The 26,347-nt window shown below is 71.5% G+C and carries 26 protein-coding genes; 5 read left to right on the top strand and 21 right to left on the bottom strand.

What is annotated here, in order from left to right:
• Positions 1 to 9 precede the first annotated feature (9 nt).
• From AC4IJH_RS09390 to AC4IJH_RS09375, 4 genes are all read right to left on the bottom strand, one after another.
• Positions 10 to 612 (bottom strand): hypothetical protein, encoded by a 603-nt coding sequence (locus AC4IJH_RS09390; protein ID WP_490851109.1) that lies wholly within the window; start codon positions 610 to 612, stop codon positions 10 to 12.
• A 158-nt stretch (positions 613 to 770) separates the two neighbouring features.
• The gene (locus AC4IJH_RS09385; protein ID WP_490851108.1) at positions 771 to 1,877 is read right to left on the bottom strand and encodes a PucR family transcriptional regulator; all 1,107 of its coding nucleotides are present in this window, start codon (positions 1,875 to 1,877) and stop codon (positions 771 to 773) included.
• Positions 1,878 to 1,986: 109 nt separating this feature from the next.
• Positions 1,987 to 4,035 (bottom strand): NAD-binding protein, encoded by a 2,049-nt coding sequence (locus AC4IJH_RS09380; protein ID WP_490851173.1) that lies wholly within the window; start codon positions 4,033 to 4,035, stop codon positions 1,987 to 1,989.
• Between the two features lie 195 nt (positions 4,036 to 4,230).
• Positions 4,231 to 5,340, bottom strand: coding sequence for a baeRF3 domain-containing protein (locus tag AC4IJH_RS09375; RefSeq protein WP_490851107.1), 1,110 nt, complete (start codon positions 5,338 to 5,340; stop codon positions 4,231 to 4,233).
• 411 nt (positions 5,341 to 5,751) lie between these two features.
• On the opposite strand from AC4IJH_RS09375, the gene AC4IJH_RS09370 reads away from it, so the two are divergent.
• Together AC4IJH_RS09370 and AC4IJH_RS09365 are read left to right on the top strand one after the other, a co-directional pair.
• The gene (locus AC4IJH_RS09370) at positions 5,752 to 6,420 is read left to right on the top strand and encodes a potassium channel family protein (protein ID WP_490851106.1); all 669 of its coding nucleotides are present in this window, start codon (positions 5,752 to 5,754) and stop codon (positions 6,418 to 6,420) included.
• On the top strand, positions 6,417 to 7,091 hold the full coding sequence (locus tag AC4IJH_RS09365; RefSeq protein WP_490851105.1) for a potassium channel family protein: 675 nt from the start codon (positions 6,417 to 6,419) through the stop codon (positions 7,089 to 7,091). The genes AC4IJH_RS09370 and AC4IJH_RS09365 overlap by 4 nt, the downstream gene beginning before the upstream one ends.
• Before the next feature lie 69 nt (positions 7,092 to 7,160).
• On the opposite strand, the gene AC4IJH_RS09360 is transcribed toward AC4IJH_RS09365, so the two are convergent.
• From AC4IJH_RS09360 to AC4IJH_RS09340, 5 genes are all read right to left on the bottom strand, one after another.
• Positions 7,161 to 7,991 carry a DUF3159 domain-containing protein gene (locus AC4IJH_RS09360; RefSeq protein WP_490851104.1) on the bottom strand — a complete coding sequence of 277 codons (831 nt, stop codon included), beginning with the start codon at positions 7,989 to 7,991 and terminating at the stop codon, positions 7,161 to 7,163.
• Between the two features lie 3 nt (positions 7,992 to 7,994).
• Positions 7,995 to 8,393 (bottom strand): OB-fold nucleic acid binding domain-containing protein, encoded by a 399-nt coding sequence (locus AC4IJH_RS09355; protein ID WP_490851103.1) that lies wholly within the window; start codon positions 8,391 to 8,393, stop codon positions 7,995 to 7,997.
• 136 nt (positions 8,394 to 8,529) lie between these two features.
• Positions 8,530 to 9,213: a response regulator gene (locus tag AC4IJH_RS09350; protein ID WP_490851102.1), complete on the bottom strand. Its 684-nt coding sequence runs from the start codon at positions 9,211 to 9,213 to the stop codon at positions 8,530 to 8,532.
• Positions 9,214 to 9,280: 67 nt separating this feature from the next.
• Positions 9,281 to 11,848, bottom strand: coding sequence for a DUF4118 domain-containing protein (locus AC4IJH_RS09345; protein ID WP_490851101.1), 2,568 nt, complete (start codon positions 11,846 to 11,848; stop codon positions 9,281 to 9,283).
• A 220-nt stretch (positions 11,849 to 12,068) separates the two neighbouring features.
• A complete protein-coding gene (locus AC4IJH_RS09340; protein ID WP_490851100.1) occupies positions 12,069 to 12,881 on the bottom strand; it encodes an SDR family NAD(P)-dependent oxidoreductase in 813 nt (270 codons plus the stop codon).
• A 397-nt stretch (positions 12,882 to 13,278) separates the two neighbouring features.
• Here AC4IJH_RS09340 and AC4IJH_RS09335 point away from each other — a divergent pair, with 397 nt between their 5' ends.
• Positions 13,279 to 13,812, top strand: a complete 534-nt coding sequence (locus AC4IJH_RS09335) for a GNAT family N-acetyltransferase (protein WP_490851099.1) — start codon at positions 13,279 to 13,281, stop codon at positions 13,810 to 13,812.
• Positions 13,813 to 13,881: 69 nt separating this feature from the next.
• Here the strand turns inward: AC4IJH_RS09335 and kdpC are convergent, their stop codons facing one another.
• The 7 genes from kdpC to AC4IJH_RS09300 all read right to left on the bottom strand — a co-directional run bounded on the left by kdpC (position 13,882) and on the right by AC4IJH_RS09300 (position 20,695).
• Positions 13,882 to 14,553 (bottom strand): potassium-transporting ATPase subunit KdpC, encoded by a 672-nt coding sequence (gene kdpC / locus AC4IJH_RS09330; protein WP_490851098.1) that lies wholly within the window; start codon positions 14,551 to 14,553, stop codon positions 13,882 to 13,884.
• A 6-nt stretch (positions 14,554 to 14,559) separates the two neighbouring features.
• Positions 14,560 to 16,662: a potassium-transporting ATPase subunit KdpB gene (gene kdpB / locus AC4IJH_RS09325; RefSeq protein ID WP_490851097.1), complete on the bottom strand. Its 2,103-nt coding sequence runs from the start codon at positions 16,660 to 16,662 to the stop codon at positions 14,560 to 14,562.
• A 32-nt stretch (positions 16,663 to 16,694) separates the two neighbouring features.
• Positions 16,695 to 18,371 carry a potassium-transporting ATPase subunit KdpA gene (kdpA, locus tag AC4IJH_RS09320; RefSeq protein WP_490851096.1) on the bottom strand — a complete coding sequence of 559 codons (1,677 nt, stop codon included), beginning with the start codon at positions 18,369 to 18,371 and terminating at the stop codon, positions 16,695 to 16,697.
• 8 nt (positions 18,372 to 18,379) lie between these two features.
• The gene (kdpF, locus tag AC4IJH_RS09315; protein WP_221911170.1) at positions 18,380 to 18,469 is read right to left on the bottom strand and encodes a K(+)-transporting ATPase subunit F; all 90 of its coding nucleotides are present in this window, start codon (positions 18,467 to 18,469) and stop codon (positions 18,380 to 18,382) included.
• A gap of 345 nt (positions 18,470 to 18,814) precedes the next feature.
• Entirely contained in the window at positions 18,815 to 19,582 is a 768-nt protein-coding gene (locus tag AC4IJH_RS09310; RefSeq protein ID WP_490851095.1) for a DUF3710 domain-containing protein, read from the bottom strand.
• A gap of 1 nt (position 19,583) precedes the next feature.
• On the bottom strand, positions 19,584 to 20,105 hold the full coding sequence (gene dut / locus AC4IJH_RS09305) for a dUTP diphosphatase (RefSeq protein ID WP_490851094.1): 522 nt from the start codon (positions 20,103 to 20,105) through the stop codon (positions 19,584 to 19,586).
• Positions 20,102 to 20,695, bottom strand: coding sequence for a PaaI family thioesterase (locus tag AC4IJH_RS09300; protein WP_490851093.1), 594 nt, complete (start codon positions 20,693 to 20,695; stop codon positions 20,102 to 20,104). Before AC4IJH_RS09300 ends, dut begins: the two co-directional genes overlap by 4 nt.
• Before the next feature lie 58 nt (positions 20,696 to 20,753).
• Between AC4IJH_RS09300 and AC4IJH_RS09295 the strand changes: the two genes are divergently transcribed.
• Positions 20,754 to 21,197: a DUF3093 domain-containing protein gene (locus AC4IJH_RS09295; protein ID WP_490851092.1), complete on the top strand. Its 444-nt coding sequence runs from the start codon at positions 20,754 to 20,756 to the stop codon at positions 21,195 to 21,197.
• 96 nt (positions 21,198 to 21,293) lie between these two features.
• Here the strand turns inward: AC4IJH_RS09295 and AC4IJH_RS09290 are convergent, their stop codons facing one another.
• The 4 genes from AC4IJH_RS09290 to AC4IJH_RS09275 form a co-directional block, all read right to left on the bottom strand.
• Positions 21,294 to 22,148, bottom strand: coding sequence for a hypothetical protein (locus AC4IJH_RS09290; RefSeq protein WP_490851091.1), 855 nt, complete (start codon positions 22,146 to 22,148; stop codon positions 21,294 to 21,296).
• 19 nt (positions 22,149 to 22,167) lie between these two features.
• Positions 22,168 to 22,470: a DUF4193 domain-containing protein gene (locus AC4IJH_RS09285; protein WP_003982531.1), complete on the bottom strand. Its 303-nt coding sequence runs from the start codon at positions 22,468 to 22,470 to the stop codon at positions 22,168 to 22,170.
• A gap of 483 nt (positions 22,471 to 22,953) precedes the next feature.
• On the bottom strand, positions 22,954 to 24,216 hold the full coding sequence (locus AC4IJH_RS09280; protein WP_490851090.1) for a sensor histidine kinase: 1,263 nt from the start codon (positions 24,214 to 24,216) through the stop codon (positions 22,954 to 22,956).
• 6 nt (positions 24,217 to 24,222) lie between these two features.
• Complete coding sequence (locus AC4IJH_RS09275; RefSeq protein ID WP_490851089.1) at positions 24,223 to 24,876, bottom strand: response regulator transcription factor; 654 nt, start codon at positions 24,874 to 24,876, stop codon at positions 24,223 to 24,225.
• Between the two features lie 353 nt (positions 24,877 to 25,229).
• Here AC4IJH_RS09275 and AC4IJH_RS09270 point away from each other — a divergent pair, with 353 nt between their 5' ends.
• On the top strand, positions 25,230 to 25,406 hold the full coding sequence (locus AC4IJH_RS09270; protein ID WP_490851088.1) for a hypothetical protein: 177 nt from the start codon (positions 25,230 to 25,232) through the stop codon (positions 25,404 to 25,406).
• 114 nt (positions 25,407 to 25,520) lie between these two features.
• Here AC4IJH_RS09270 and AC4IJH_RS09265 read toward each other — a convergent pair whose 3' ends face one another.
• A complete protein-coding gene (locus tag AC4IJH_RS09265) occupies positions 25,521 to 26,339 on the bottom strand; it encodes an inositol monophosphatase family protein (RefSeq protein WP_490851087.1) in 819 nt (272 codons plus the stop codon).
• Between the last annotated feature and the right edge of the window lie 8 nt (positions 26,340 to 26,347).

Below are 26,347 nucleotides of genomic sequence, written 5' to 3'. Positions count from 1 at the left end.
TCAGCCCGCCTAGAGCGCTGGGCCGCCGGGGCGGTACGGGTCCAGTACGGCGTCGAAGCGCGCCACGCGGAAGAACTCGCCCTCGGAGTCGTAGTCGAAGATCAGCGCGGAGCTGCCCGCGGCCAGGCCGGTCTCGTCGGTGCGGACCTGGACGACGGCGGTGGAGCCGTCCTCGGCCGTGACCTCGGCCTGGCCGAAGCCGGTGTCCACGCGGCCGGTGCGGATGACGCACACCCGGCCCACGAAGTCCTCGCGCGAGGCGACCCGTTCAGGAGGCAGCATGCGCCGGGCCAGCCGCAGGGCGACGCGGGTGCCGCCCCAGGCGGCCAGCAGCGCGAGCGCCAGGGCCGCGGCACGCAGCGGGAGGCTCTCGGTGAGCGCGGCGCCGGCCAGGCTCACGAACCAGGCAATGAGGATGCCCAGCGAGAGCGTGACGGTCACCGGCAGCCCGGCCGTCTCGGCGGACCCCGCCTCGACACCCTCACCCCCGTCGAGGATGTCGGCGCTCACTCCGCCGATCAGCACCAGCAGCCAGTACGCCGCCATGATCACTAGCGCGAAGCTGAACAGCGCGGCGGGGAAGGAGAGCGCGGCGCGCAGAAAATCGCCCATGGTCCGTTCCCCCGTTTCGTGATCTTCCTGCGGCTGGTGTGCCTTGATGGTGGCATCACGGGGGCGGTCCGCACATTGCCGGATCCCGGCAATCTTTACGCGTTCCTAATGGCCTGTTAACGGCCCACCATCTCGCTCCGGACAGCACCGGAGCGCGGTCACAGCGGCTTGTCGGGCCACCCCAGCAGCCGTGCGCCCATCGCGGCGGTCTCCAGGGTGAAGCGCTGCAGCCCGTCGGAGGGGTCGTAACCGGTGAGGAACTTGATCCGCTCCAGTCGGTAGGACAGGGTGCGCACGCTGACCTTGAGACGGCGGGCCGCCTCCGCGTTGACGTACCCGGCGGCCGCGCAGGCGCCGATCGTCTCCAGCAGCGGCCCCGCGCCGCCACGGGACTGCGTCAGCGGGCCCAGCACGGTGCCCACCAGGTCGGCCATGGCCGCCCGGTCCCGCAGCAGTACGGGGAAGACCAGCAGGTCCGAGGCGCGCAGCACCGGCTCGGTCAGCTCCAGTTGCTCGGCCAGCTCCAGGGCGCCCAGCGCCTCCTCGTAGGAGCGCACCACTCCCCCGGCGCCGGAGTGGGCCCGGCCGATGGCCACCCGGCTGGCGCCGCGCTGCCCGACGTCGGGCCACTGGGCGTACTTGGCGAAGGCGTCCAGGACCGCGCGCTCGCTGCTGGCGCCGACGCACACCAGCCGGCCCTCCTTGGTGGCGATCAGCACATCGCGGTCGCCGAAGCGGCCGATCAGCTCGCGCTCGACCCGGCGGGCGACGGGGTGGATGTCGTCGAAGGGCTCGTCCCCCTCGGCGACGGCGACGGCGTGCTCGTGGGCCAGGCGCAGCCCGAAGCGCTCGGCGCGCTCGGCCAGCCGCCCCAGGTCGCTGCGCCCGTACAGCAGGTCGTCGACGAACTCGCGGCGGGCGGCCTCCTCCTGGCGTACGGCCAGGCGCTGGGCGCGCTCGTGGCCCTCGCCCAGGGCGGCGATGGCCGCGTCCACGGCGCCGAGCACCGCGTCGCCCATACGGGCCCGCTCGGCGGCACCGGCGGCCTTGGCCACGCCCGGCAGCTCGCCCCACACCCGGCGGGTCTCCCCCAGGAAGATCCCGACCAGTTCGCGCAGCCCGTGCCCGCCCTCGGCGGCGCGCTCGCCCAGGTCGCGCAGCGCGTCCAGTTCGTGGCGGCGCGGCAGCCGTCCGGTCTCGGAGACCTCGGCCAAAAGCGAGGCGTAGACCTGGAGGTACTGGCTGGATATCCCGCCGCGCTGCACTGCTGGTTCTCCTCGGGCCGCTGTCCGCCGCCGGCGTGCGGCGGCCGCCGTCCGGACGGGACGACGGCCTTCCAGGATGCCGCAGGCACACGGCCGACCGTCAATCGCGTCAGTCCCACCGCTCGGGCACCTGCTGCGGCGCCGGGGCATCGGCCGCCGCCCGCGACCTGCGGCCCAGCAGGTCGCCCAGGCCCTGGCGGGTGGCGGCCACCAGGACGCGGTCCTGGGGGCGCAGGACGTAATCGGGCCCCAGGTCCTTGGCCAGACGGGCGGGCGCGGGCTCCCTGGCCTCGGCGCGGTCCGTACGCTCACCGCGCTCCGTACGCTCACCCCGGTCCGTACGGGAGGCGGGCGCCGCGGCCGGCTGCTCGCAGGCCACCGCCAGCACGCGCACCCGCCCGGCGCGGAAGACCTCGCCGATGGTGCGGCCCTCCAGGTCGGCGTGGCCGCGTACCTCCACCCGCGCGAAGAGCAGCACCCGGCGCTCGACGGGGATGGCGCCCAGGATCTGCCGGCCCATCATCGCGCCGGCGAAGGCGGGCGCGGCCAGGAAGCTGACGCTGCGGCTGCGGGTCAGGGCGTGCGGGTGGGCGGTGCGCAGGGTGCGGTAGACGGCGGTGGCGAAGCGGTCGTCGAACAGGCGCAGGGTCACCCGCAGCCGCGGCTTGAGCGACCTGGCGTACAGCGCGGCCTCCAGATTCGTACTGTCCGCGCTGGTCAGGGCGAGCAGGATGCGGGCCCGGCCGATCTTGGCGGCCTCCAGGACGCCTTCTTGGGTGACATCGCCCAGGACGGTGGGCACCCGCAGCCGCCTGGCCAGCGCGACACCGCGCGCCTCCGGGTCGGCCTCCACGCACACCACCGGTATACCCATCTCGTGCAGCCGGGCCAGTACGCGGGTGCCGACCTTGCCCAGGCCCAGCAGGACGACATGGCCCGACAGGCCGCGCGGCGGGCGGCGCAGCGCGGTGCCGTTGCGGAAGGTGCCCAGGCCCTCCAGGACCGCGGCGACCATGACCGGCATCAGCAGCAGCCCCAGCAGCCCGGACAGCAGCTGGATCAGCTTGCGGGCCACCGGCTCCTCGACGGCCGGTTCGTTGATGGCGAAGAGGTCCAGCAGGGCGAGGTAGGCGGCGTGTACGGGGGTGATGTCGGTGGTGAGGAAGGAGGTGACGGTCAGCAGCAGGACCGTGGCGACCACTCCGGCGATCGACCAGCGCAGCCGGCGCGAGAAGAGCTGGCGCAGCGGAATGCCGGCGCTGCCCAGGCCGCCGCCGCGCAGCGGCCGCCCGCGGTAGGTGACGGTCTCCAGGACGACGGCCTGGCAGCCCGCCGCGGTGGCGGCCAGTTCGTCGGTGGGCAGCAGGGTGGGCCCGTCGCCGCTGACGGCCGAACCCTCGGCGCCCGCCGGGTCGTTGACGGTGGCGGACAGCAGCGCCAGGGTGGCCAGGCCCGGGTCGGCGACCCGGTCGGGGGCGGGCGGGGTGCGGTCCACGGCGCGCAGCAGCAGCCCGTCGGCCTCGATGACCTTGCTGGTGCCGGCGACGGCGGTGGCCACCAGGCCGGGCGCGACGGTGTCGGCGTCGGAGAGCACGGTGGTCGAGGCGTCGACGGCCGCGCCCTGGCCCTCGTCGGGGGTGGCGACGGCCGCCGCCTGGTCCAGCAGGTCCTCCAGGTACTGGCCGAGTTTGCGGTTGTAGAGGCGGATGACCAGCCGCAGGCAGGGGTTGAGGCGGCGGGCGCGCAGCGCGGCGTGGATGTTGGCCTCGTCGTCGTCATAGACCAGCGCGAGCGCCCCGGCCTCGCACACGCCCGCCGCGGTCAGCGCCTCGTCGTCGGCCTCCGGCGCCACTAGGACCCGCAGCTGCCCGGCGGGCGGGCGGCGCGCGCCGTTGCCCTGCGGCCCCGTCTCGCCGTTGGCCTGCTGCCCGTTGCCCTCGCCGCCCTCCACGGGCGGGAGCACGGCCGTACGGGAGACCGCCGCCGAGACCCGGCCCAGCAGCGCGGTGGCGCGGTTCAGCCCGCGCAGCGGCGGCGGGACCAGGGGGCGCTGCGGCTCGCGCGCCGAGGGCACGACCAGGGTGACCCGCTCGCCGTAGACCTCGGTCAGCTCGGCGGCCAGGCGGTGGGCGAGCGCGTCGTCGCCGCAGACCACCATGTGGGGCGCGGGCGGCCGGTGTTGAGGGTGCTGCGGCTGCGAAGGCAGAGTGGACACGGTTCGTAGGGTGCCTCATCGGGCAGATGTACGCACCTAGTTGAGGGTTTCACCGGGGGAAATTCGGGGCCGGTGGGACATCGGCGGCGGTTTCGGCGCATCCGGGGCAGCCGCCGCTCGCCCCGCCCCGGCGCGACGTCAGTAGCGCAGCACCGCGGCGGTCCCTCCGTGGTCGGCCAGCGCCCCGTCGGCAACGAAGACGACCTCGGCGTCGGTGCCGAGCGCGCTCTCCACGAGGGTGTCGATCACGTCCTCCTGGGCGCCGGGGGTATCGGGCGCATCGGCCGGGAGCAGCCGGGCTCCGTCGGGCACGGCCGTGATCTGCAGGCTCTCCTCGACCAGCAGCAGCGCGGCCCGCCCCTGGTGCACCGCCTCCCACACCTCGGCGGGCGCCGCGGCGAAGCGGCGGGCGCCCAGCGCGTCCCGCAGGCGCGCCAGGGCCTGCTCCTGCCGGGCGGCGGCATGCGCCCGGCGGGCCGGCCGCAGCAGTTCGGCCAGCTCGTGCGCGGGCGCCTTGCCGCAGCCGCCGCGCGCGACATGGGTGGCCAGGTGCCGCGTGTTGCGCGAGAGCCCCTCGAAGGCGTGCAGCGTGCTCTCCAGGCCGACCAGGTGGACGGGGGCCGGGGCGCCCTTGAGCGCCGCGGAGAGTTTGTCGTCCAGGGAGCGCAGGTACTGGCGCAGCCGCTCCTCGCGGTACGGGCTGGGGTGGTTGCCGAAGTTGGCCCCCGGCTCGGCGTCCTGCGGGTCGGGGATCTCCGGTGCGGCGGGGAAGCCGTGGGCCTCGCTCTCGTGGAGGCTCTCGCCCGCGCCCTGCCACAGCCTCGACCGCTCCTCGGAGATGACCAGCGCCCAGTACGGCCGGTCCTGGAGCCAGGAGGCGACCAGGTTGCGGGTGAGGAAGGTCTCGGCGATCACCAGGCGCTCGGGAACGGCGGTGGGCAGCTGCCAGACCTGGTGCTCGCCGGGCGCGGCCAGCACCAGGGTGCCCTCGGTGGCGTGCGACAGATCCAAGTCGGCCACCGCGGCGTCCAGTTGGCGCTCCACGTCCGCCCGTACCTCACGCGTCACCCGCTCGTCCTGCGCGAGCCGCTTCTTGGCCTCGGCCAGCAGGTTGCGCAGCCGGATCGCGTCCTGAGCGTTGTCCGGCGCCCGACGGTGGGTGGGCAGCAGCAGGGAGATGGCGGGGTAGGGGCGCGGGCGCCGGAGCTCTTCCAGGGCCTTGGCGGTCAGGTCGAAGGTGTACGGCATGCGCGGGACTCCTTGCCGAAAGCCGGGTGTCGAGGAGCGCGCCCACTGCGGCAACCCGCGGCACAGCCCGCCGCGGGCGGCACCGCAACAGCACAGCGGCCCTCCTTCAGGCTGTCACCGGCCCGGCCTCACCGCACCACGAGCCGGGCCCGGCCCCCGGTTACGGGCCCGGCACCGGGCCGGTACGCCAGGTGCCGACGACGGGGTCCGGAGCGTTGCAGATACGGTGGACTCCGGCGCGGACAGGGGAAACGTCCCCGTCGCCGCTTAGGCTCGTGGGCGGGACGCACCCGCGGCACGGTGTCCGGTGCGCCGAAAATACCCGCAACGTGTTCCCGGTGAGCCGAGAGAGAGTCATGAGTAAGGCGTTTACACAGGCCAGCAGGTCTTCGAGGAGTGCGGGGTAGGGACGTGCACATCGTCATCATGGGCTGCGGGCGCGTGGGCTCCCAGCTCGCGCAGACCCTGGAGGCCCAGGGTCACACGATCGCGGTGGTCGATCAGGACCCCACCGCCTTCCGGCGCCTGGGCTCCTCCTTCAGCGGCCGCCGGGTCACCGGCGTCGGCTTCGACCAGGACACGCTGCGCGAGGCCGGGATCGAGGAGGCGGGCGCCTTCGCCGCCGTCTCCAGCGGCGACAACTCCAACATCATCGCGGCCCGGGTGGCCCGCGAGATGTTCGGCGTGGAGAACGTGGCGGCCCGTATCTACGACCCGCGCCGCGCCGAGGTCTACCAGCGCCTGGGCATCCCGACCGTCGCCACCGTGCGCTGGACCGCGGACCAGATGCTGCGCCGGCTGCTGCCGTCGGGCTCCGAGCCGCTGTGGCGCGACCCCAGCGGCGGCGTACAGCTCGCCGAGGTGGCCACCTCCCAGGCCTGGGTGGGGCACAAGGTCAGCAAGCTGCAGGACGAGACGGGCGTACGCGTCGCCTTCCTCACCCGGCTGGGCGAGGCGATGCTGCCGACCTCCCAGACCGTGCTGCAGGAAGGCGATCTGGTGCACGTGATGATGCGCACCGACGACGTCGAAAAGGTAGAGGCGGCATTCGCCGAAGGGCCCGAGGAGGCGCACGCATGAGGGTCGCAATTGCGGGCGCGGGCGCGGTGGGCCGTTCCATCGCGGGCGAACTGCTCGAAAACGGTCACGAGATCCTGCTCATCGACAAGGCGCCCACCGCCATCTCGGTGGAGCGGGTGCCGCAGGCCGAGTGGCTGCTGGCGGACGCCTGCGAGATCACCTCGCTGGACGAGGCCGCGTTGCAGCGCTGCAACGTCGTCATCGCGGCGACCGGCGACGACAAGGTCAACCTCGTCGTCTCGCTGCTGGCCAAGACCGAGTACGGGGTCCCGCGGGTGGTCGCCCGCGTCAACAACCCCAAGAACGAGTGGCTGTTCAACGAGGCCTGGGGCGTGGACGTCGCCGTCTCCACCCCGCGCCTGATGTCGGCCCTGGTCGAGGAGGCGGTGAGCGTCGGCGATCTCGTACGGCTGCTGCGCTTCAGCCACGGCGACGCCAACCTCGTCGAGCTGACGCTGCCCCCGGAGGCGGCGCTGGCCGGCACCCGGGTCGGCGATGTGCAGTGGCCCGAGGACACCTCGCTGGTGACGATCATCCGCGGCACCCGCGTGCTCACCCCCAGCAAGGACGACGCGCTGGAGGCGGGCGACGAGCTGCTGTTCGTGGCCGCCCAGTCGCGCGAGGAGCAGCTGGAGGACCTGCTGTCGGTACGCCGCGAGGACGCCGGCTAGCGGGCAGGCGACGCGAAGGGGCGGGGCCCGGAACCGTGTGGTTCCGGGCCCCGCCCTTTGTGTGCGCGCTCAGCGGCGGTGCCGCGGGCCGTCCTGCGGCGCGGCCTCGGCGGCGGCCTGCGCCGTGATGTCCTGGCCCAGGTCTGCGGCGGTCTCCTCAAGCACCTCGCGCTCGCGCTTGAGCTCCTGCTCGCGCTCCTCGCGGGCCTTCTCCTCCGCCTCCATCTCCGCGAAGACGTCGATGGGCGGCGGGGCCTTGGCCAGGAAGACCCAGGTGAGCCAGACCGCCAGCAGGAACGGCGGGATCTTCAGCGCGATCAGCACCCAGCCCAGCTGGGTGGTGTCGGCCCACCAGTACAGCGGGAAGAGGATCGCGCACTTGCCCAGCAGGATCAGGCCCCAGGCCCAGCTGGCCTTGGCGTAGGCCTTCTTGCGGCCGGGGTTGCGGGTGCGCCAGGAGAGGTTCTCCTTGAACACCGGGCCCAGGATCAGGCCGATCAGCGGGGCCCCGGCGAGCGTGGTGACGATGTAGGCCACGCCCAGGCCGAGGGTGTAGAGCATGCCCGGCAGATAGAAGTCCTTGGCGTTGCCGGTCATCATCGCGAAGATCACGCCGAAGGCCACGCCGAAGACGCCGCTGAAGGCGTGCTTGACGGTGTCCTTGCGCACCAGGCGGATCACGCCCAGCACCAGCGAGACGGCCAGCGCCGCGATCGCCGAGACGTGCAGGTCCTTGTTGATGGTGAAGATCGTGACGAACAGCAGGCCGGGGAGAACGGTCTCCACCATGCCGCGTACGCCGCCGAACGCCTCGAACAGGGCCGCTTCGGTGACGGCTCTGCCCGTCGCCTCGTCCGGCTCCTGGCTTTCGTTGGTGGTCGGTTTGTCGTGGGACGTCACCGGCTACTCCTGTCCGAGCGGTCGGAGTTCGTACTTGGGATTGAAGAGCACCCGGCGTCCGTGACTCATGGAGATCCGGCCCGAGGCGATGAGCTTACGGCCCGGCTCTATGCCGACGATGGAGCGGCGGCCCAGCCATACGACGTCCAGTGCGGCGGAGCCGTCGAACAGCTCCGCCTCCAGCGCGGGTACACCGGCGCGCGGCCGCAGCGTGACATGCCGCAGGGTGCCGGTGACCTTGACTATCTGACGGTCGTCGCAGTCGCAGATGCGCGTGCAGCCCGTCGCTTGCGTGTCCTGCTGCAGCTCGGCGGACTGAAGCTCCTCCTCGGAGGAGGACAGCCTGTCGAGCATCCGCCGGAAACGGCCGGCCGGCTTCTCGGATCGGGTCCCAGCACTCATGAACCCAGCGTACCGGTGGGACCACCCCCGGCCCCCAGGCCCTCACTGCCCGAACCGGGACCCCATCCCCGGCTCCGTGATGCCGCATCCCCCGGGGGCAACCCCCGGACCCCCGGCCGACAGTCCCCGGCGCCGCTCACTGCTCGAACCGGTACCCCATCCCCGGCTCGGTAATGAAGTGCCGCGGATGCGAGGGGTCGGCCTCCAGCTTGCGGCGGAGCTGGGCCATGTAGACCCGCAGGTAGTTGGTCTCGGTGCCGTACGAGGGGCCCCAGACCTCCTGGAGGAGCTGCTTCTGGCTGACCAGGCGGCCGGTGTTGCGGACCAGGACCTCCAGCAGGTGCCACTCGGTGGGCGTCAGGCGCACGTCCCGGCCGCCGCGGTTGACCTTCTTGGCCGCCAGGTCGACGGTGAAGCCGTCGGTCTCCACGACGACCGCGTCGTCCTGGGGCCCGGTCGGCTCGGCCCGGCGGACCGCGGCGCGCAGCCGGGCCAGCAGCTCGTCCATGCCGAAGGGCTTGGTGACGTAGTCGTCGGCGCCCGCGTCCAGCGCCTCGACCTTCTCGTCGGAGGTCTGGCGCGCGGAGAGCACCAGGATCGGCACCCTCGTCCAGCCGCGCAGGCCCTTGATCACCTCGACGCCGTCCATGTCGGGCAGGCCCAGGTCCAGGACGATCACGTCGGGGTGGCGGGCGGCGGCCAGCTTGAGGGCGGTGGCGCCGTCGGGGGCGGCGTCCACTTCGTACTTGCGCGCCTTCAGATTGATCACGAGGGCGCGTACGATCTGCGGCTCGTCATCGACCACGAGCACCCGGTTCATCGGGCCTGCCTTTCCTGCGTCGCACGGTCTGGGCCGTGCCCACGGAACTGAAGTGGTGCGGCGACGGTCATGTCGTCGCCTGGGCGGGGAGGTCCGGGCGGGCCGGCGGACGGCCGGCCGCGGCCCGGAGCGTGAGGACCATCGTCATGCCGCCGCCGGGGGTGTCCTCGGCGGCCAGCGTGCCGCCCATGGACTCCGCGAAACCGCGGGCGACCGCCAGGCCCAGGCCCACACCGGCGCCGCGCGGGGCGTCGCCGTAGCGCTGGAAGGGCTCGAAGATGCGGTCCTTGGCGCTGTCGGGGACGCCGGGGCCGCGGTCCACGATGCGCAGCTCGACGCGGTCGCCCAGGGCGCTCGCGGCGACCAGCACCTTCGCGCCCTCGGGGCTGTATTTGACGGCGTTCTCGACGAGGTTGGCCACCGAGCGCTCCAGCAGCCCGGGGTCGACGGCGACGATGGGCAGTTCCTCGGGGATGTCGAGGGTGACGCTGCCTTCGGGGACGCCGCCCAGCGCCATCGGCACGACCTCGTCCAGGTCGATCTCGCGGATCAGCGGGGTGACCGTGCCGGTCTGCAGGCGGGACATGTCCAGGAGGTTGCCCACCAGGTGGTCCAGGCGGTCCGCGCCGGCCTCGATGCCGGCCAGCAGCTCCGCCTCGTCGTCCTCGGACCAGGCCACGTCGTCCGAGCGCAGGGAGGTCACCGAGGCCTTGATGCCGGCCAGCGGGGTGCGCAGATCGTGGCTGACGGCCGCCAGCAGGGCGGTGCGGATGCGGTTGCCCTCGGCCAGCTCGCGGGCCCGCTCCGCCTCGCCCACCAGGCGCTGGCGGTCCAGTACGACGGCGGCCTGGGCGGCGAAGGCGGCCAGCACCCGGCGGTCCTCGGCGGGCAGCACCCGCCCGGACAGCGCCAGCGCCATGTGGTCGCCCACCGGCATGTCCACGTCGGCGTCCTCGGGGCGCTGGATGGGCTGGGTGTGCTCGGTGTCGCCGACCCGGCCCGCGCACGTCCACGGGTCGACGTCGCTGGTGCGTTCCAGCAGCGCGACCGAGTCCATCGCGAAGGTCTCCCGTACCCGCTCCAGCAGGGCGTCCAGGGTCGTCTCGCCGCGCAGCACGCTGCCCGCGAGGAAGGAGAGGATCTCGGACTCGGCGCGCAGCCGGGCGGCCTGGTGGGTGCGCCGGGCGGCCAGGTCCACCACCGAGGTCACCGACACCGCGACCGCGAAGAAGATCACGATGGCGACGAGGTTCTTCGGGTCGGCGATGGTGATGGAGTGGGTGGGCGGGGTGAAGAAGAAGTTCAGCAGCAGTGAGCCGACGGCGGCGGAGGCCAGCGACGGCAGCAGCCCGCCCAGCAGGGCGGCGACCACGGTCATGAAGAGGAAGAGCAGGACGTCGTTGGCCAGGCCCGGCCCGTTCTCCACGCTGGCCAGCAGCAGGGTGAGCAGTACGGGGCCCAGGACGCCCACCAGCCAGCCGGCGATGATCCGGGACCGGCCGAGCCGGGCGGCCCCGCGCGGCACCGGCAGCCCGCGTCCCTTGGCGACCTCGTCGTGGGTGACGATGTGCACGTCCAGGTCGGGGCCGGAGTCACGGGCGACGGTGGCGCCGACGCCGGGGCCGAAGATGTACTGCCAGGCCTTGCGGCGGCTGGAGCCCAGCACGATCTGGGTGGCGTTCACCCCGCGTGCGAACTCCAGCAGGGCGTTGGGTATGTCCTCGCCGATCACATGGTGGAAGGTGCCGCCCAGGTCCTCCACCAGGGTGCGCTGGACGGCGAGTTCCTTGGGCGAGACCGGGGTCAGGCCGTCGCTGCGCCCTATGTAGACGGCCAGCACCTCGCTGCCCGAGCCCTTGGCCGCCATCCGGGCCGCGCGGCGGATCAGTGTGCGCCCCTCGGGGCCGCCGGTGAGGCCGACCACGATGCGCTCGCGGCCGGCCCAGATCTTGGAGACGCTGTGCTCGGAGCGGTACTGCTGGAGGTATTCGTCCACCCGGTCGGCGACCCACAGCAGCGCCAGCTCGCGCAGCGCGGTCAGGTTGCCGGGCCGGAAGTAGTTGGACAGCGCCGCGTCGACCCGGTCGGGCTTGTAGATGTTGCCGTGCGCCATGCGGCGGCGCAGCGCCTGGGGCGACATGTCGACCAGCTCGATCTGGTCGGCGCGCCGGACCACCTCGTCGGGGACGGTCTCGCGCTGGCGCACTCCCGTTATCGACTCCACGACGTCGCCGAGCGACTCCAGGTGCTGGATGTTGACCGTGGAGATCACATCGATCCCGGCCTCCAGCAGCTCCTCGATGTCCTGCCAGCGCTTGGCGTTGCGGGAGCCGGGGACGTTGGTGTGGGCGAGCTCGTCGACCAGGGCGACGGCGGGGCGGCGCTCCAGGACGGCGTCCACGTCCATTTCGGTGAAGACCGAGCCGCGGTGCTCCAGCTCCTTGCGCTGGATCTGCTCCAGGCCGTGCAGCATGACCTCGGTGCGGGGCCGGTCGTGGTGCTCGACGAACGCCACCACGGCGTCCGTGCCGCGCTCCACGCGCCGGTGTGCCTCGGACAGCATCGAGTACGTCTTGCCGACGCCCGGTGCCGCGCCCAGATAGATGCGGAGTCTTCCGCGCGTTCCGCGTCCCATGGCCCCATTGTCTTACGTGTCGGCCGTCCCCATCGGGATGGACCTGGTGAACATGCTGCGACCCTACAGACCGCACATCCGGACAAAAGGCGCAGGTAGCGGCTTCAGGTCAGGTCTTGACGCGACTCTGATGGACGACTCTGGTATACGACGCGCACACCGCACCGGCACGGCGGGAGCCCGGACGCCCCGGACCCCCGCCGCACGGCCGCCGCTCCCTTCAGGCCTGGCCCACCAGGGCGTCGGCGAGCTTGGTCAGCCGCTTGACGGTGCGCTCCTCGGTCGCGGCCGGGGCGGGGTCCATCCGCCGGTCGCGGTCGTAGTAGGCGCCGTTGACGATCTCGACGGCCGGGTCGCACAGCCGTACGACATGGGCCGCGCCCTCGGCGGCCGATGCACCCTGGTTGCCGTACAGGGGCAGCAGGGCGGTGTCGCAGATGCCGGGGTGCACGCTGACGGCGGTGACCCGCGGGTCGGCGGCGAAGACGGTGAGCGCCAGCTGCGACTGGGCGTAGGCCGCCAGCCGGGAGTAGCGCTTGGCGCGCTGGGGGTCGTTCCACTGGATGGAGGCGGTGCGGTGCAGCGAGGAGGAGACGTTCACGACGCGGCCGCCGGGGCCGCTGGTCAGCGGGCCCTCCAGCAGGTGGGTGAGCAGGTAGTGGGCGAGGAAGTTGACCTGAAAGGACAGCTCGTTGCCGTCGCCGGTGACGGTGTGCCGCTCGGGGGCCGCCACCGCGGCGTTGTTGACCAGCACGTCCAGCTGCGGGTGCGCCGCGGCGACGCGGGCGGCCAGCTGCTCGACCTCCTCCAGGCGGGCGAAGTCGGCGGCCAGCGGGTGCAGCCGGCCGCGCTCGGCCCCGGCCGCCGCCAGCCGCCCGACGGCATCCTCGGCCTCCGCTTGCGTACGGCCGTGCACGAGCACGGTGGCGCCGCGCCCGGCGAGGTGCCGGGCGGTTTCCCAGCCGATGCCGCAGGTGGCTCCGGTGACGAGGACGGTCGTTGCGGAAAAGGCGGCAAGGTCGGACTCAGACATGATCCATCCGGTTCACGGGCACGCCACGGCAGCCCCACGGCGGGGGCGGGCGTGCGAAGGGCGGGAGATTGACGGGCCTGCGCACGGGGCTCGGGCCCCGCAGGCGCGCATGCGGACGCGGGCGTCGCGCGAAGAGGTACGCGACGCCCGCGGCGGTGGCCGGGTCGAACGCGACTACCGGACCGCGCAGACAGCGACGGGCACCCACCGCGAGCCGCGATGAGGCGGCCGGTCCTGGTGGCGCAGATCGCTGTTCACGCCTCCTATGCAACCGACCCCGCCCCGCCCCCGCAACATCAACTCCCCTTCCCTGACACCGCCTTGACACCACCACCCCACTCCCCCGCACCGCGAAATCCCCTCGCCCCACCCGCCCCGGCCTGCGAGGATGACGGCCATGACCGAGGTACGCACCGCCCACACCTGCGACCTGGACGCGGCCACCCTCAAGGCGGCGCGGGCCCTCCTGGACGTCGTCTTCGAGGGCGAGATGACCGACGAGGACTGGGAGCACTCCCTGGGCGGCCTCCACACCCTGGCCTGGCACGAGGGCCGGCTGATCGGCCACGCCTCGGTGGTCCGGCGTCGCATGCTCCACGCCGGCCGCGCCCTGCGCTGCGGCTACATCGAAGGCGTCGGCGTCCACCCCGACCACCGGCGCACGGGCGTGGGCACGGCCCTGATGACCCCTCTGGAGAAGGCCGTACGCGCCGCCTACGACCTGGGAGCCCTCAGCGCCGCCGACGACGCCGCCGCCTTCTACGCCTCCCGCGGCTGGCACCTCTGGCACGGCCCCACCTTCACCCTCACCCCCCACGGCCGCCGCCGCACCGCGGACGAGGACGGCAGCATCCACGTCCTCTCCCACCTCGTCCCCCTGGACCTCACCGGCGCACTCACCTGCGACTGGCGCGACGGCGACGTCTGGTGACGCACACACGCACACGCACAGCGGCCCCCGGGAGAAGTCTCCCGGGGGCCGCTGCGTGCCGGAGGCGGATCAGGACTTGGTGGTCAAGTCCTTGAGGGCGATGTTGAGTTCGAGGACGTTGACGACGGGCTCGCCCATGAAGCCGAGGAGGCGGCCGTCGGTGTGGTCCTTGACGAGCCGGGCGACCTCGGCGCGGTCCAGGTGGTTCTCCTGGGCGACCTTGGCGACCTGGAGTTCGGCGTAGGCCGGGGAGATGTGCGGGTCCAGGCCGGAGCCGGAGGAGGTGACCGCGTCGGCGGGGACCTGGGACTCGGGCACGCCGTAGGTGCGCGAGACCCACTTCTTCTGGTCCTGGACCGACTTGATCAGGTTGGTGTTGGAGGCGCCCAGGTTGCTGGCGCCGGAGACCTGGAGGTCGTACTGGGTGTTGACCTCGTTGGCCTGATTGCTGCCCAGGCCCGCCGAGGGGCGCGGCTGGAAGAACTTCAGGTCCGGGACGGGCGTGGTGGTGCCGTCGGCGTTCTTCGTCTCGCCCTTGTCGTAGCGCTGGCCGATGAGCCGGGAGCCGACGACCTTGCCGTCGTGCTCGACCTCGGAGCCGTTGGCCTTGTTGTGGAAGGCCGCCTGGGCGATGCCGGTGACGACGAGCGGGTAGATCACACCGCAGACCACGGTCAGGACGAGGACGGCCCGCAGCCCTGCCCCGATGAGTCGGGCGCTGCTGCGTACGGAGTTGTTCATGGTGGGTCACCCGATCCCGGGGATCAGAGAGATGAGCAGGTCGATGATCTTGATGCCGATGAACGGGGCGATCAGCCCGCCCAGGCCGTAGATGCCCAGGTTGCGCCTCAGCAACTTGTCGGCGCTGACCGGCCGGTAGCGCACGCCCTTCAGGGCCAGCGGCACCAGCGCGACGATGATCAGCGCGTTGAAGATGATCGCCGAGAGGATCGCGGAGTTGGGGCTGGACAGCCGCATGATGTTGAGGGTGTCCAGGCCCGGGTAGGCCACCGCGAACATCGCCGGGATGATCGCGAAGTACTTGGCGACGTCGTTGGCGATGGAGAAGGTGGTCAGCGCGCCGCGGGTGATCAGCAGCTGCTTGCCGATCTCGACGATCTCGATGAGCTTGGTGGGGTTGGAGTCCAGGTCCACCATGTTCCCGGCCTCCTTGGCGGCCGAGGTGCCGGTGTTCATGGCCACACCCACGTCCGCCTGCGCGAGGGCCGGTGCGTCGTTCGTACCGTCACCGGTCATCGCGACGAGCTTGCCGCCCGCCTGCTCGCGCTTGATGAGCGCCATCTTGTCCTCGGGCGTGGCCTCCGCCAGGAAGTCGTCCACCCCCGCCTCATCGGCGATGGCCTTGGCCGTCAGCGGGTTGTCACCCGTGATCATGACGGTCTTGATGCCCATCTTGCGCAGCTCGACGAACCGCTCGCGCATGCCGTCCTTGACGACGTCCTTGAGGTGGATGACGCCCAGGACCCGGGCGCCGTCCGCGTCCTCCAGTGCGACCAGCAGCGGCGTACCGCCCGCCTGCGAGATGGCATCGGTCAGCTGCTGGGCGTCCTCGGCGACGGTGCCGCCGCGCTCCTTGACCCAGGCCATGACCGAACCGGTCGCGCCCTTGCGGACCTTGCGCCCGTCCACATCCACACCCGACATGCGGGTCTGCGCGGTGAAGGGCACCCACTCGGCGTCCACCAGCTCGCCCTGGTGCCGCTCGCGCAGCCCGTACTTCTCCTTGGCCAGGACGACGATGGAGCGGCCCTCGGGCGTCTCGTCGGCGAGCGAGGAGAGCTGGGCGGCGTCCGCGACCTCGGCGGCCGTGGTGCCCTTGACCGGCACGAACTCGGCGGCCTGGCGGTTGCCCAGGGTGATGGTGCCGGTCTTGTCCAGCAGCAGCGTGGAGACATCGCCCGCGGCTTCGACCGCCCTGCCGGACATGGCCAGGACGTTGCGCTGCACCAGGCGGTCCATGCCGGCGATGCCGATCGCCGAGAGCAGCGCGCCGATGGTGGTGGGGATCAGGCAGACCAGCAGGGCCAGCAGCACGATCATCGGCTGCTCGGCGCCCGCGTAGATCGCGAACGGCTGGAGGGTGACGACCGCCAGCAGGAAGACGATGGTCAGCGACGCGAGAAGGATGTTCAGCGCGATCTCGTTGGGCGTCTTCTGGCGGGCCGCGCCCTCGACGAGGTTGATCATCCGGTCGATGAAGGTCTCGCCCGGCTTCGTCGTGATCTTGATGACGATGCGGTCGGAGAGCACCTTCGTACCGCCGGTGACCGCGGACCGGTCGCCGCCGGACTCACGGATGACCGGCGCCGACTCGCCCGTGATGGCCGACTCGTCGACGGAGGCGACGCCCTCGACCACGTCACCGTCGCCGGGGATGATGTCGCCGGCCTCGCACACGACCAGGTCGCCGATGCGCAGTTCGGTGCCGGGCACGGACTCCTCGGTGCCGCCGTTCAGCCGGCGCGCCACGGTGTCGGTCTTGGCCTTGCGCAGGGTGTCGGCCTGCGCCTTGCCGCGGCCCTCGGCCACCGCCTCGGCGAGGTTGGCGAAGATCGTGGTCAGCCACAGCCAGAGGGTGATGGCCCAGCCGAACCAGTTCCCCGGGTCCTTGATCGCGAAGATCGTGGTCAGTACGGAGCCGATCTCGACCACGAACATCACGGGCGACTTGACCATCACCCGCGGGTCGAGCTTGCGGATCGCGTCGGGCAGCGACTTGACCAGTTGCTTGGGGTCGAACAGGCCCCCGCCGACGCGGCCGTCGCCCTCCGGCTTGTGCCCGCTGGGAACGTCCTGGTGCGGAGCGCGAGTTGGCGTAACGGTGGACATGGAGCCGGGCTCCTCTTGCTTTACATGAGTGGTCACGACAGTCCCTCCGCGATCGGGCCGAGGGCCAGCGCCGGGAAGTACGTCAGACCGGTGATGATCAGGATCGTGCCGACCAGCAGCCCCGAGAAGAGCGGCTTCTCGGTCCGCAGGGTGCCCGCGGTCTCCGGGATCGGCTTCTGTTCGGCCAGCGAGCCGGCCAGCGCCAGCACGAACACCATCGGCAGGAAACGGCCCAGGAGGATGGCCAGGCCGATCGTGGTGTTGTACCAGGGGGTGTTGGCGTTCAGGCCCGCGAAGGCCGAGCCGTTGTTGTTGGCGCCGGAGGTGAAGGCGTACAGCACCTCGGAGAAGCCGTGCGAACCGGCGCCCAGGTCCTTGGTGTTGAGCATGGAGGCGAGCGCGTCCGGCAGCACCATCGAGACGGCGCTGAAGCCGAGCACGAGGGTGGGCGTGATGAGGATGTAGCACGCGGCGAGCTTGATCTCGCGGGTGCCGATCTTCTTGCCGAGGTACTCGGGGGTGCGTCCCACCATCAGGCCGGCGATGAAGACCGCGATCACGGCCATCACGAGCATGCCGTACAGGCCGGAGCCGACGCCGCCGGGGGCGATCTCGCCGAGCATCATGCCCAGCAGCTGGATGCCGCCGCCGAAGGCCGTGAAAGAGGAGTGGAAGGAGTTGACCGCGCCCGTGGAGGTCAGGGTGGTGGCGACCGAGAAGATCGCCGAGCCGCCGACCCCGAAGCGGTTCTCCTTGCCCTCCATCGCCGCGCCCGCCGCCTGGAGCGCCGGGCCGCCGTGCGCGAACTCGGTCCACATCATCAGGGCGGAGAAGGCCAGCCAGATGAAGCCCATCGTCGCCAGGATCGCGTACCCCTGCTTGACGTTCCCCACGAGCTTGCCGAAGGTGCGGGTCAGCGAGAACGGGATCACCAGGATCAGGAAGATCTCGAAGAGGTTGGCGAAGGCGTTGGGGTTCTCGAAGGGGTGGGCGGAGTTGGCGTTGAAGTAGCCGCCGCCGTTGGTGCCCAGCTCCTTGATGACCTCCTGCGAGGCCACGGCGCCGCCGCCGGTCTGCTGCGAGCCGCCCATGAACTGGCCGACCTCGTGCACGCCGGAGAAGTTCTGGATGGCGCCGCAGGCGACCAGGATCACCGCGCCGACGACGGCGATCGGGACCAGGATGCGTACGGTGCCGCGCACCAGGTCGGCCCAGAAGTTGCCGAGGTTGCCGGTGCGCGAGCGGGCGAAGCCCCGTACGAGCGCGATGGCGACGGCCATGCCGGTGGCGGCCGAGACGAAGTTCTGTACGGCCAGGCCGGCGGTCTGCACGACGTGGCCCATGGCCTGCTCGCCGCTGTAGGACTGCCAGTTGGTGTTGCCCACGAAGGACGCGGCGGTGTTGAACGCCTGGTCCGGGCTGATCGAGGAGAAGCCGTAGGACAGCGGCAGCCCGCCCTGTACGCGCTGGAGCAGGTACAGGAAGAGCACGCCCACCACGGAGAAGGCCAGGACGCCGCGCAGATAGGCGGGCCAGCGCATCTCGGCGTCGGGGTTGGCGCCGACGCAGCGGTAGATGACCTTCTCCACCCGAAGGTGCTTGGGGGAGCTGTACATGGCGGCCATGTAGTCGCCAAGAGGGCGGTACGCCAACGCCAGCGCAGCGATCAGCGCTATGAGCTGGAGCACGCCTGCCAGGATGGGGCTCATGTGGCTGCTCAGAACCTCTCCGGGAAAACAAGGGCGAGGACGAGATAGCCGAGGAGGGCGACGGCCACGACGAGACCGACGATGTTCTCGATGGTCACAGCTTCGCCACCCCCTTCGCGACGAGAGCCACCAACGCGAAGACCGCGATCGTGGTGACGACGAAGGCCACGTCGGCCATCGTGTGCTCCTAGGTGGGTTTGGTGGAACGGACCTCTAGAGCAAACCCCCAACACGACCGCAATTGACCGCCGTTGACGCCTCCCTTACGGCCATTAGCGCACCGTTGACGAATTCCATACGCTTACCGCTCTGACCTGCAAAAACGCCGATGGGCCGCACTCCTCGAAAAGGAGTGCGGCCCATCGGACCGTACGTATTCGGCCGCACGGGCGGCGCAATTCGGTCGGCGCCCGCGCACTACAGGTATACGGGCCCGGCCACCGTCAGCGGATCTCGGTGATCTCCGGACCGCGCTCCAGGCGCTCCACACCGCCGCCGAAGCGGGACTCCCCGCCGACGTCCTGCTGGACGCCCTCGGGCACCATCTGCGCGTCCTCCGGCAGCTTCAGGACGATCGGGTCGCGGGGCGCCATCGGCGACTCGCCGCGTACGACCACCGCGTCCCGGAAGATCTGCTCCAGCACACCGGCCGCCTCAGGCTGGACCGCGCCCTGGCCGGAGATCACACCGCGCAGGAACCAGCGCGGCCCGTCGACCCCGACGAAGCGCACGACCTGCACGCCGTTGGTCCCGTCCGGCAGCTGTACGGGCACCTGCGCGCGCAGCTCCCAGCCCAGCGGCCCCTCGACCACGTCGACCACGCCGCCCTGCTGGGTGATGCCGGAGGCGATCTCCTCGCGGACCTCGCCCCAGATGCCCTCGTTCTTGGGCGCGGCGAAGGCCTGCAGCTGCACGGCGCTGTCCTGCAGGACCACGGTCGCCGCGACGATCGCGTCACCGGCGACCTCCACCCGCAGCTCCATGCCCTCCACGCCCGGCACGAACAGTCCGCCCAGGTCCACCCGGCCCTCACCGGGCTCCTTGACCTCCGAGACGTCCCAGGGGCCGTCCGGCCGCGGGGCCGGGGGCAGGTTCAGACGCTCCTGCTCGTCCTCACCGTCCGCGATCTCGTCCGAAGTCGCGTCATCGGCGAGCTCCGCTGCCTGAACCGACTCTTCAGGAGCCTCGTTCTTCTTGCGACGTCCGAACACGTCACTGTCCTTCCCGGTCGGCACCGACCGATGCGTATCCATTCCCGCCCGTGGAGCCGTCCACCGCCGCATGACCGCCGGTGGACCCGAATCCCCCCTCGGCCCGCGCCGAGCCGGGAAGTTCCGCCACCTCGTGGAAGCGCACCTTCTCGACCTGCTGGACGACCAGTTGGGCGATCCGGTCGAACCTCTCGAACCGCACGCTCTCGCGCGGATCCAGATTGACCACGATCACCTTGATTTCCCCACGGTACCCGGCATCCACCGTCCCGGGAGCATTCACCAGCGCCACTCCGCAGCGGGCCGCGAGCCCCGAGCGCGGATGCACGAAAGCCGCGTACCCGTCGGGGAGCGCGAGGGAGACTCCGGTGGGGAGCACCGCCCGCTCGCCCGGGGCGAGTTCGGCGGCCTCGGTGGTGACCAGGTCCGCCCCCGCGTCCCCCGGGTGCCCGTACGCGGGGATCGGTACCTCGGGGTCCAGACGCCGGATGAGCACATCCACCGGATTCCGTACCTGACTCACGGGTTCACCTCAAATGCACGAGCTCGCTTGAGCTGGTCGGGGTCGGCCATAGCGGCCCGGATCTCCTGGGGCCTGCCGTTGTCGATGAAGTGGTCGACCTTCACCTCGATGAAGACGGCGTCCGCGCGCACCGCGACGGGACCGTCCGGGCCGCCTATCCGGCCCACGGCACTGGAGTAGATCTTCCGCCCGTGCACCGCCTTCACCTCGGCGTCCAGGTGCAGCACCGTGCCCACGGGCACCGGACGGCGAAAGTCCGTCTCCAGCCGCCCGGTCACCGCGATGACCCGCAGCAGCCAGTTCAGCGAGCCCAGCGTCTCGTCCAGAGCCGCCGCCAGCACGCCGCCGTGCGCCAGGCCCGGAGCGCCCTGGTGGGCCTCCTTGACGGTGAACCCGGCCGTGACGCGCACGCCCTCGCCGGCCCGCGTCTCCAGGTGCAGCCCGTGCGCCTGTGCGCCGCCGCAGCCGAAGCACCGGTCGTAGTGCGCGCCGAGCAGTTCCCCGGGCGCGGGCGCCTCGGGGTGCCGCACCGGCGCGACGGCGTCGGGCGGGGGCGTCAGCCGCGTCGCGGGTTCCTCTGGTCCACTCACGAGTGCAGACCCTACCCGCGCGCGTAGCCGAGCCGCGCGCCCGTGCCAAGCTGGAGCCATGCAGTCGTACGAAGAACGCCTCACCGCGCCCCGCTCCTGGTGGCTGATCGCCGCACTCATCGGCATCGCCTGCGGCCTGATGCTGCTCCCCCTGGGCACGCTGCCCATGCTGGGCGGACTGATCGGCGGCGGGGCGCTGGCCGCGGTCGCGGTGAGCGCGTACGGCTCCGCCCGCATCCGCGTGGTGGCCGGCTCGCTGATCGCCGGGGACGCGAAGATCCCCCTCACGGCGCTGGGCGAGGCCCGTGCGCTGGACCAGGAGGAGGCGATGGCCTGGCGCACCCACAAGGCCGACACCCGCGCCTTCATGCTGCTGCGCAGCTATGTGCGCACGGCCGTGCGCGTGGAGATCACCGACCCCGCCGATCCCACGCCGTATCTGTATCTCTCCACCCGCGAGCCAAAGCGCCTGGTGGCCGCGCTGGAGTCCGTACGGGCCTGAGGGGCGGGACGGGTGCGGTCCTGGCGTGTCAGGGCCGCACAGGGGCGCCGAGCGGGCCTGAGGCCGGTGCGTACGGCGCCGCGTCGGGCTGCCGGGTCAGGCGTTGAGTCCGGGCTTGCCGGTGGTCTCCCACGGCATCGCGCCGGTGCCGGGTCCGGGGAGGGCGTCCCACGGCACCTGCCGGGCCCGCAGGTCGTGGCGGATCTTCTCCGCGAGTTTCTTGGTGTCGCGGCGGTTCATGAACGCGCCGACGGCAGCACCGATCATGAACGGCGCGAGATTGGGCAGATTGCGCAGCGTGCGCTTCATGATCTGCTGGCGCAGTTCGCGCTTCATCTGCCCGCCGAGCGCCCCGTTGAGCGTCGCCGGCTTGGTGACGTCGATGCCCCGCTCATCGGTCCAGGAGCCGAGGTAGGCCATGGAGCGCTGTTTGAGATTGCCGGGCGGCCGCAGCCCGTAGACCTCGTGGAGCTCGGCGATCAGCTTGATCTCCACCGCGGCCACCCCCACGACCTCGGCGGTGAGCTCGGCCGGCATGGCGGGTGGTACGGGCAGCATGGCCGCCGCACCCACGCCCGCACCGACGCTCGCGGTGCCCTTGACGGCCCCCGAGACGAGCTTGTCGGCCAGTTCCTCGGGGGTCAGTCCGGGGAACTGCCTGCGCAGCGTCGCGAGGTCGCGGACGGGGATCCGCGGGGCGCTGTCGATGATCCGGTCGGCGATGACCGCCAGGCCCGTACGGGCGCTGCGGCTGCCTTTGCGGGCACCACGGCCGACAGCGGCCGCGAGCGAGGCCGCGCGGCCTCGCTCCTTCGATGCATCGGTCGTCCGCTCCGCGGGGAGGGCGTGCGGGTCGGCGGGCACGGGCGCGTTGTCTTCGTATGAGCGTGCGCCTGCCGCCGGGCCCTTTGCGCCCTTGCGTCCTTTACGGAACGGGTTCACGCCTGCCACGGCGTAGACCGGTCCTGCCTCAGGCCGCGCAGTCGCGGCAGATCGGCTGGCCGTTCTTGTCCTCGGCGGCCAGCTGGCTGCGGTGGTGCACCAGGAAGCAGCTCATGCAGGTGAACTCGTCCTGCTGCTTGGGCAGCACTCGGACAGCGAGCTCCTCGTTGGAGAGGTCGGCGCCCGGGAGTTCCAGGCCCTCGGCCTGCTCGAACTCGTCGACGTCGACGGCCGAGGCGGACTTGTCGTTCCGCCGCGACTTCAGCTCTTCGATGCTGTCCTCGTTGAGGTCGTCATCGGTCTTGCGTGGGGTGTCGTAATCCGTAGCCATGTCGCTCTCCCCCTCTTGGGTCCATGCGGTGTTTTTCCGCGTCTTCCGCGCACGTAACGCGTGGGAGGCCGGACTTGTGCCCGACCTGAGGCGCAGATTTTGCCTCACATCAAGGTCTGTTACTCAATCGACACCCAACCGCACCCCTGAAGAGGTGATCGGTTTGGATGGCGATCAGGACCGTACACGGTCCGAATGTCGCACCTCGCGCACGCCATCTCGTGTACTTCCCGTGATCAAGGGACCAGGAAACCCGGATTTTCCCGGCTTTCCACCGGCCGTTCCGATCACGGAGAGTAGATGGCTGGAAATTCGCGCATGTGAGCGATCACACACACTCCGGGCGGCGAGCGGACCGTGAGAATTCCGCGCAAAGCGAACTTGGCGAAGGATCCACGGCCGCCCCCCGTTCCGTCAAGCCCGCAGGGATTGTCGTGTGTCGTCATGGTCTGTCAGGTCCCGCGGCGGCCCGTAGGGGGGGCCTCACAGGGGCAGGACGACGCGCATCACGAGGCCGCCGCCCTCGCGCGGCTCGGCGGTGATGGTGCCGTCGTGCGCCCGCACCACGGACCGCACGATGGACAGGCCCAGACCCACACCCTTGTCGCTGCCGGTGCGCTCGGTACGCAGCCGTCTGAAGGGCTCGAAGATGTTCTCCACCTCATAGGCCGGGACCACCGGGCCCGTGTTGGAGACCACCAGCACCGCGCAGCCGGTCTGCGGCTCGGTGGAGACCTCCACCCAGCCCTCCTCGGGCACGTTGTAGCGCACCGCGTTCTGCACCAGGTTCAGCGCGATCCGCTCCAGCAGGACGCCGTTGCCCTGGACGAACGCCTGCTGGCGTACGCCCCTGAACTCCACGCCCTTGGTCTGCGCCTCAGTGCGGGCCTGGTCCACGGCCTGGGAGGCCACCTCGGCCAGATCCACCGGCTTCTTGTCCACGATCTTGTTCTCGCTGCGGGCCAGCAGCAGCAGACCCTCCACCAGCTGCTCGCTGCGCTCGTTGGTCGCCAGCAGCGTCTTGCCCAGCTGGGTCAGCTCGGGGGATGCGTCCGGGTCGGCGAGCTGGACCTCCAGCAGCGTCCGGTTGATCGCCAGGGGGGTCCGCAGCTCGTGCGAGGCGTTGGCGACGAAGCGCCGCTGCGACTCGAAAGCGCGGTCCAGGCGGTCCAGCATCTCGTCGAAGGTGTCCGCCAGCTCCTTGAGCTCGTCGTCCGGGCCGCCCAGCTCGATGCGGCGGTGCAGGTCGGAACCGGCCACCCGCTGCGCGGTGCGGGTGATCCGCCCCAGCGGCGAGAGCACCCGGCCGGCCATCGCGTACCCGAAGGCGAAGGCGACGACCGTGAGGCCGACCAGAGCCATCAGGGAGCGGTTGAGGAGGGTGTTGAGGGCCACGGCGCGCTGGCTCTGGAGGCAGTGGTTCAGAGCGGTGTTGAAGGCGTCGGGAGTGCCGTTGGTGTTCGCCAGCTGCGGGCAGGTGTTCTCGGTGAACTTGAACTGCCCGTCGGTGATCTTGAACGGCAGCCCGCTGCCCTGCGTGATCGCGTTCGCGGCCAGGATGTAGATGATCGTCAGCAGCACGATCCCGGCCATCAGGAACATGCCGCCGTACAGCAGCGTGAGCCTTATCCGGATGGTGGGGCGCAGCCACGGGAAGGGCCGGACGATCTGGGCCGGCTTGGGGTCCCAGGTGGGCTTGGGCGGGACGGCAGGAGGCGGCGGTGCCGCCTTGGAGAAGACAGGCATCGTCGGTCAGATCCGGTAGCCCGATCCGGGGACGGTGACGATCACCGGAGGCTCGCCCAGCTTGCGGCGCAGGGTCATGACCGTGACCCGTACGACGTTGGTGAACGGGTCGGTGTTCTCGTCCCAGGCCTTCTCCAGCAGCTGCTCGGCCGAGACGACCGTGCCCTCGCTGCGCATGAGCACCTCCAGCACCGCGAACTCCTTCGGCGCCAGCTGGACCTCCTTGCCGTCGCGGAAGACCTCGCGGCGGTTGGGGTCGAGCTTGATGCCGGCCCGCTCCAGGACGGGCGGAAGCGCGACGGTGGTACGGCGCCCCAGGGCGCGCACGCGGGCGGTCAGTTCGGTGAAGGCGAACGGCTTGGGGAGGTAATCGTCCGCGCCGATCTCCAGGCCCTCCACGCGGTCGCTGACATCGCCGGAGGCGGTCAGCATCAGCACGCGGGTGGGGATGCCCATCTCGACGATCTTGCGGCAGACGTCGTCGCCGTGGACGAGCGGGAGGTCCCGGTCCAGGACGACGACGTCGTAGTCGTTGATCTCGATGCGCTCCAGGGCGGCGGAGCCGTCGTACACCACGTCGACGGCCATGGCCTCCCGGCGCAGTCCGGTGGCCACAGCATCGGCGAGCAGCTGCTCGTCCTCGACGACGAGTACACGCACGTCGCTAGTCCTTCCTCACGACCCCGCAGCACGGGGCACACCACATCTTTGAGCCGTCCGCAGAGCTGTGACAGCACATCCATCCTGCCCCGAAGAGCCATAAACCGGCAGTAAGAGGGGCTGGGGCCGGGGTGGCGGGCCCGTGCGCACCCTCCGTCGCAGGCCCGATTCCCGCGATTCGTAAGCCGGTTGAGGTTTCCTTGAGGCCAGGCGTGGGGAGGACGACTGCACACCCGAGATCACGCCCTGTGCAGCGGCATGCCGCGACTCGATCCATCCGCAGGGACCACGCCGTGATCGACCCACCCGTCGGCACACCCCCGTGCCACCGACCCACGACGAGGGGGCGCACCATGGACGCGTTCACCGCAGGCATTCTGCAGCGCATAAGGAACACCGAAGCCGACCTGGACCGGGCCCGCGAAGCGGGCGACGACTTCCTCGCCGAGGTCGAGCAGGCAGAACTGGAGGATCTGCTGCGCTTGGCTTCCGACCACGGAGTGCAGATCGGCGCGACCACCAGCGCCTGACGCGAGGTCGCACATCACGCCGGCGCCCCGGCACCGCTCTCGGAGGGACGGTGCCGGGGCGCTGTCGCGCGCGGGCGCGGTTTCTTGCCATGGTGCGGGCCGCGCGGCGCCGCGTCAGTCGTGCCAGGCGCCCAGGTCCTCCAGCAGCGGCTGGAGGGTGTCGAAGGTCTCCTGCGGGGCGGCCACGAGCAGTTCGTGGGAGGGCCGCTGCCCGGGGCGGCCTCCGGTGCGGGCGCCGGCCTCGCGGGCGATGAGGTCGCCCGCCGCCATGTCCCACGGGTTGAGCCCGCGCTCGTAGTAGCCGTCGAGCCGGCCGCAGGCCACGTCGCACAGGTCGATGGCGGCCGAGCCGCCGCGGCGGATGTCGCGGACCTGGGGCAGCAGGGTGCGCACGACCTCGGCCTGGGCGGCCCGGCGCTCGGCGAGATAGCCGAAGCCGGTGCTGATCAGGGCCTGGGACAGGGGCGGCGCGGGACGGCAGCGCACGGGCTCACCGTTGGCGTACGCACCGCCGCCCACGACGGCCTGGTAGGTCTCGCCGCGCATCGGTGCGGCGACCACGCCCACGAGGGCCTCGCCGTCCTGCTCGGCGGCGATGGAGACGGCCCAGGAGGGCAGCCCGTAAAGGTAGTTGACCGTGCCGTCCAGCGGGTCGATCACCCAGCGCACGCCGCTGCTGCCCTGGACGCTGGCGCCCTCCTCCCCCAGGAAGCCGTCCTCGGGCCGGTGTTCGCCGATGAAGCCGGTGATCAGCTTCTCGGAGGCGATGTCCATTTCGGTGACGACGTCGATGGGGCTGGACTTCGTGGCGGCCACGCCCAGGTCGGCGGGGCGACCGTCGCGCAGCAGCCCGCCCGCGCGGCGGGCGGCCTCCAGGGCCAGTTCGAGGAGTTCGGCCACCAGGGACGCGGACGGCTTCAGCGGGTCGGACACGGTGCTCC

Source organism: Streptomyces sp. UF-297 (assembly GCF_058245575.1).
Note: the sequence above shows the minus strand (reverse complement) of the source record. Positions and strands in the feature narration are given on the sequence as shown.

Bases quoted from the DNA above. Each gene is read 5' to 3' on its own strand.
- AC4IJH_RS09285 (WP_003982531.1), bottom strand. From the start codon at position 22,470: ATGGCTACGGATTACGACACCCCACGCAAGACCGATGACGACCTCAAC.
- AC4IJH_RS09355 (WP_490851103.1), bottom strand. From the start codon at position 8,393: ATGAGTGCTGGGACCCGATCCGAGAAGCCGGCCGGCCGTTTCCGGCGG.
- AC4IJH_RS09390 (WP_490851109.1), bottom strand. From the start codon at position 612: ATGGGCGATTTTCTGCGCGCCGCGCTCTCCTTCCCCGCCGCGCTGTTC.
- AC4IJH_RS09340 (WP_490851100.1), bottom strand. From the start codon at position 12,881: ATGTCTGAGTCCGACCTTGCCGCCTTTTCCGCAACGACCGTCCTCGTC.
- AC4IJH_RS09335 (WP_490851099.1), top strand. From the start codon at position 13,279: ATGACCGAGGTACGCACCGCCCACACCTGCGACCTGGACGCGGCCACC.
- AC4IJH_RS09280 (WP_490851090.1), bottom strand. From the start codon at position 24,216: ATGCCTGTCTTCTCCAAGGCGGCACCGCCGCCTCCTGCCGTCCCGCCC.
- AC4IJH_RS09375 (WP_490851107.1), bottom strand. From the start codon at position 5,340: ATGCCGTACACCTTCGACCTGACCGCCAAGGCCCTGGAAGAGCTCCGG.
- AC4IJH_RS09350 (WP_490851102.1), bottom strand. From the start codon at position 9,213: ATGAACCGGGTGCTCGTGGTCGATGACGAGCCGCAGATCGTACGCGCC.
- AC4IJH_RS09295 (WP_490851092.1), top strand. From the start codon at position 20,754: ATGCAGTCGTACGAAGAACGCCTCACCGCGCCCCGCTCCTGGTGGCTG.
- kdpC (WP_490851098.1), bottom strand. From the start codon at position 14,553: ATGAACAACTCCGTACGCAGCAGCGCCCGACTCATCGGGGCAGGGCTG.
- AC4IJH_RS09365 (WP_490851105.1), top strand. From the start codon at position 6,417: ATGAGGGTCGCAATTGCGGGCGCGGGCGCGGTGGGCCGTTCCATCGCG.
- kdpB (WP_490851097.1), bottom strand. From the start codon at position 16,662: ATGTCCACCGTTACGCCAACTCGCGCTCCGCACCAGGACGTTCCCAGC.
- AC4IJH_RS09380 (WP_490851173.1), bottom strand. From the start codon at position 4,035: ATGGTGGTCTGCGGCGACGACGCGCTCGCCCACCGCCTGGCCGCCGAG.
- AC4IJH_RS09345 (WP_490851101.1), bottom strand. From the start codon at position 11,848: ATGGGACGCGGAACGCGCGGAAGACTCCGCATCTATCTGGGCGCGGCA.
- AC4IJH_RS09270 (WP_490851088.1), top strand. From the start codon at position 25,230: ATGGACGCGTTCACCGCAGGCATTCTGCAGCGCATAAGGAACACCGAA.
- kdpA (WP_490851096.1), bottom strand. From the start codon at position 18,371: ATGAGCCCCATCCTGGCAGGCGTGCTCCAGCTCATAGCGCTGATCGCT.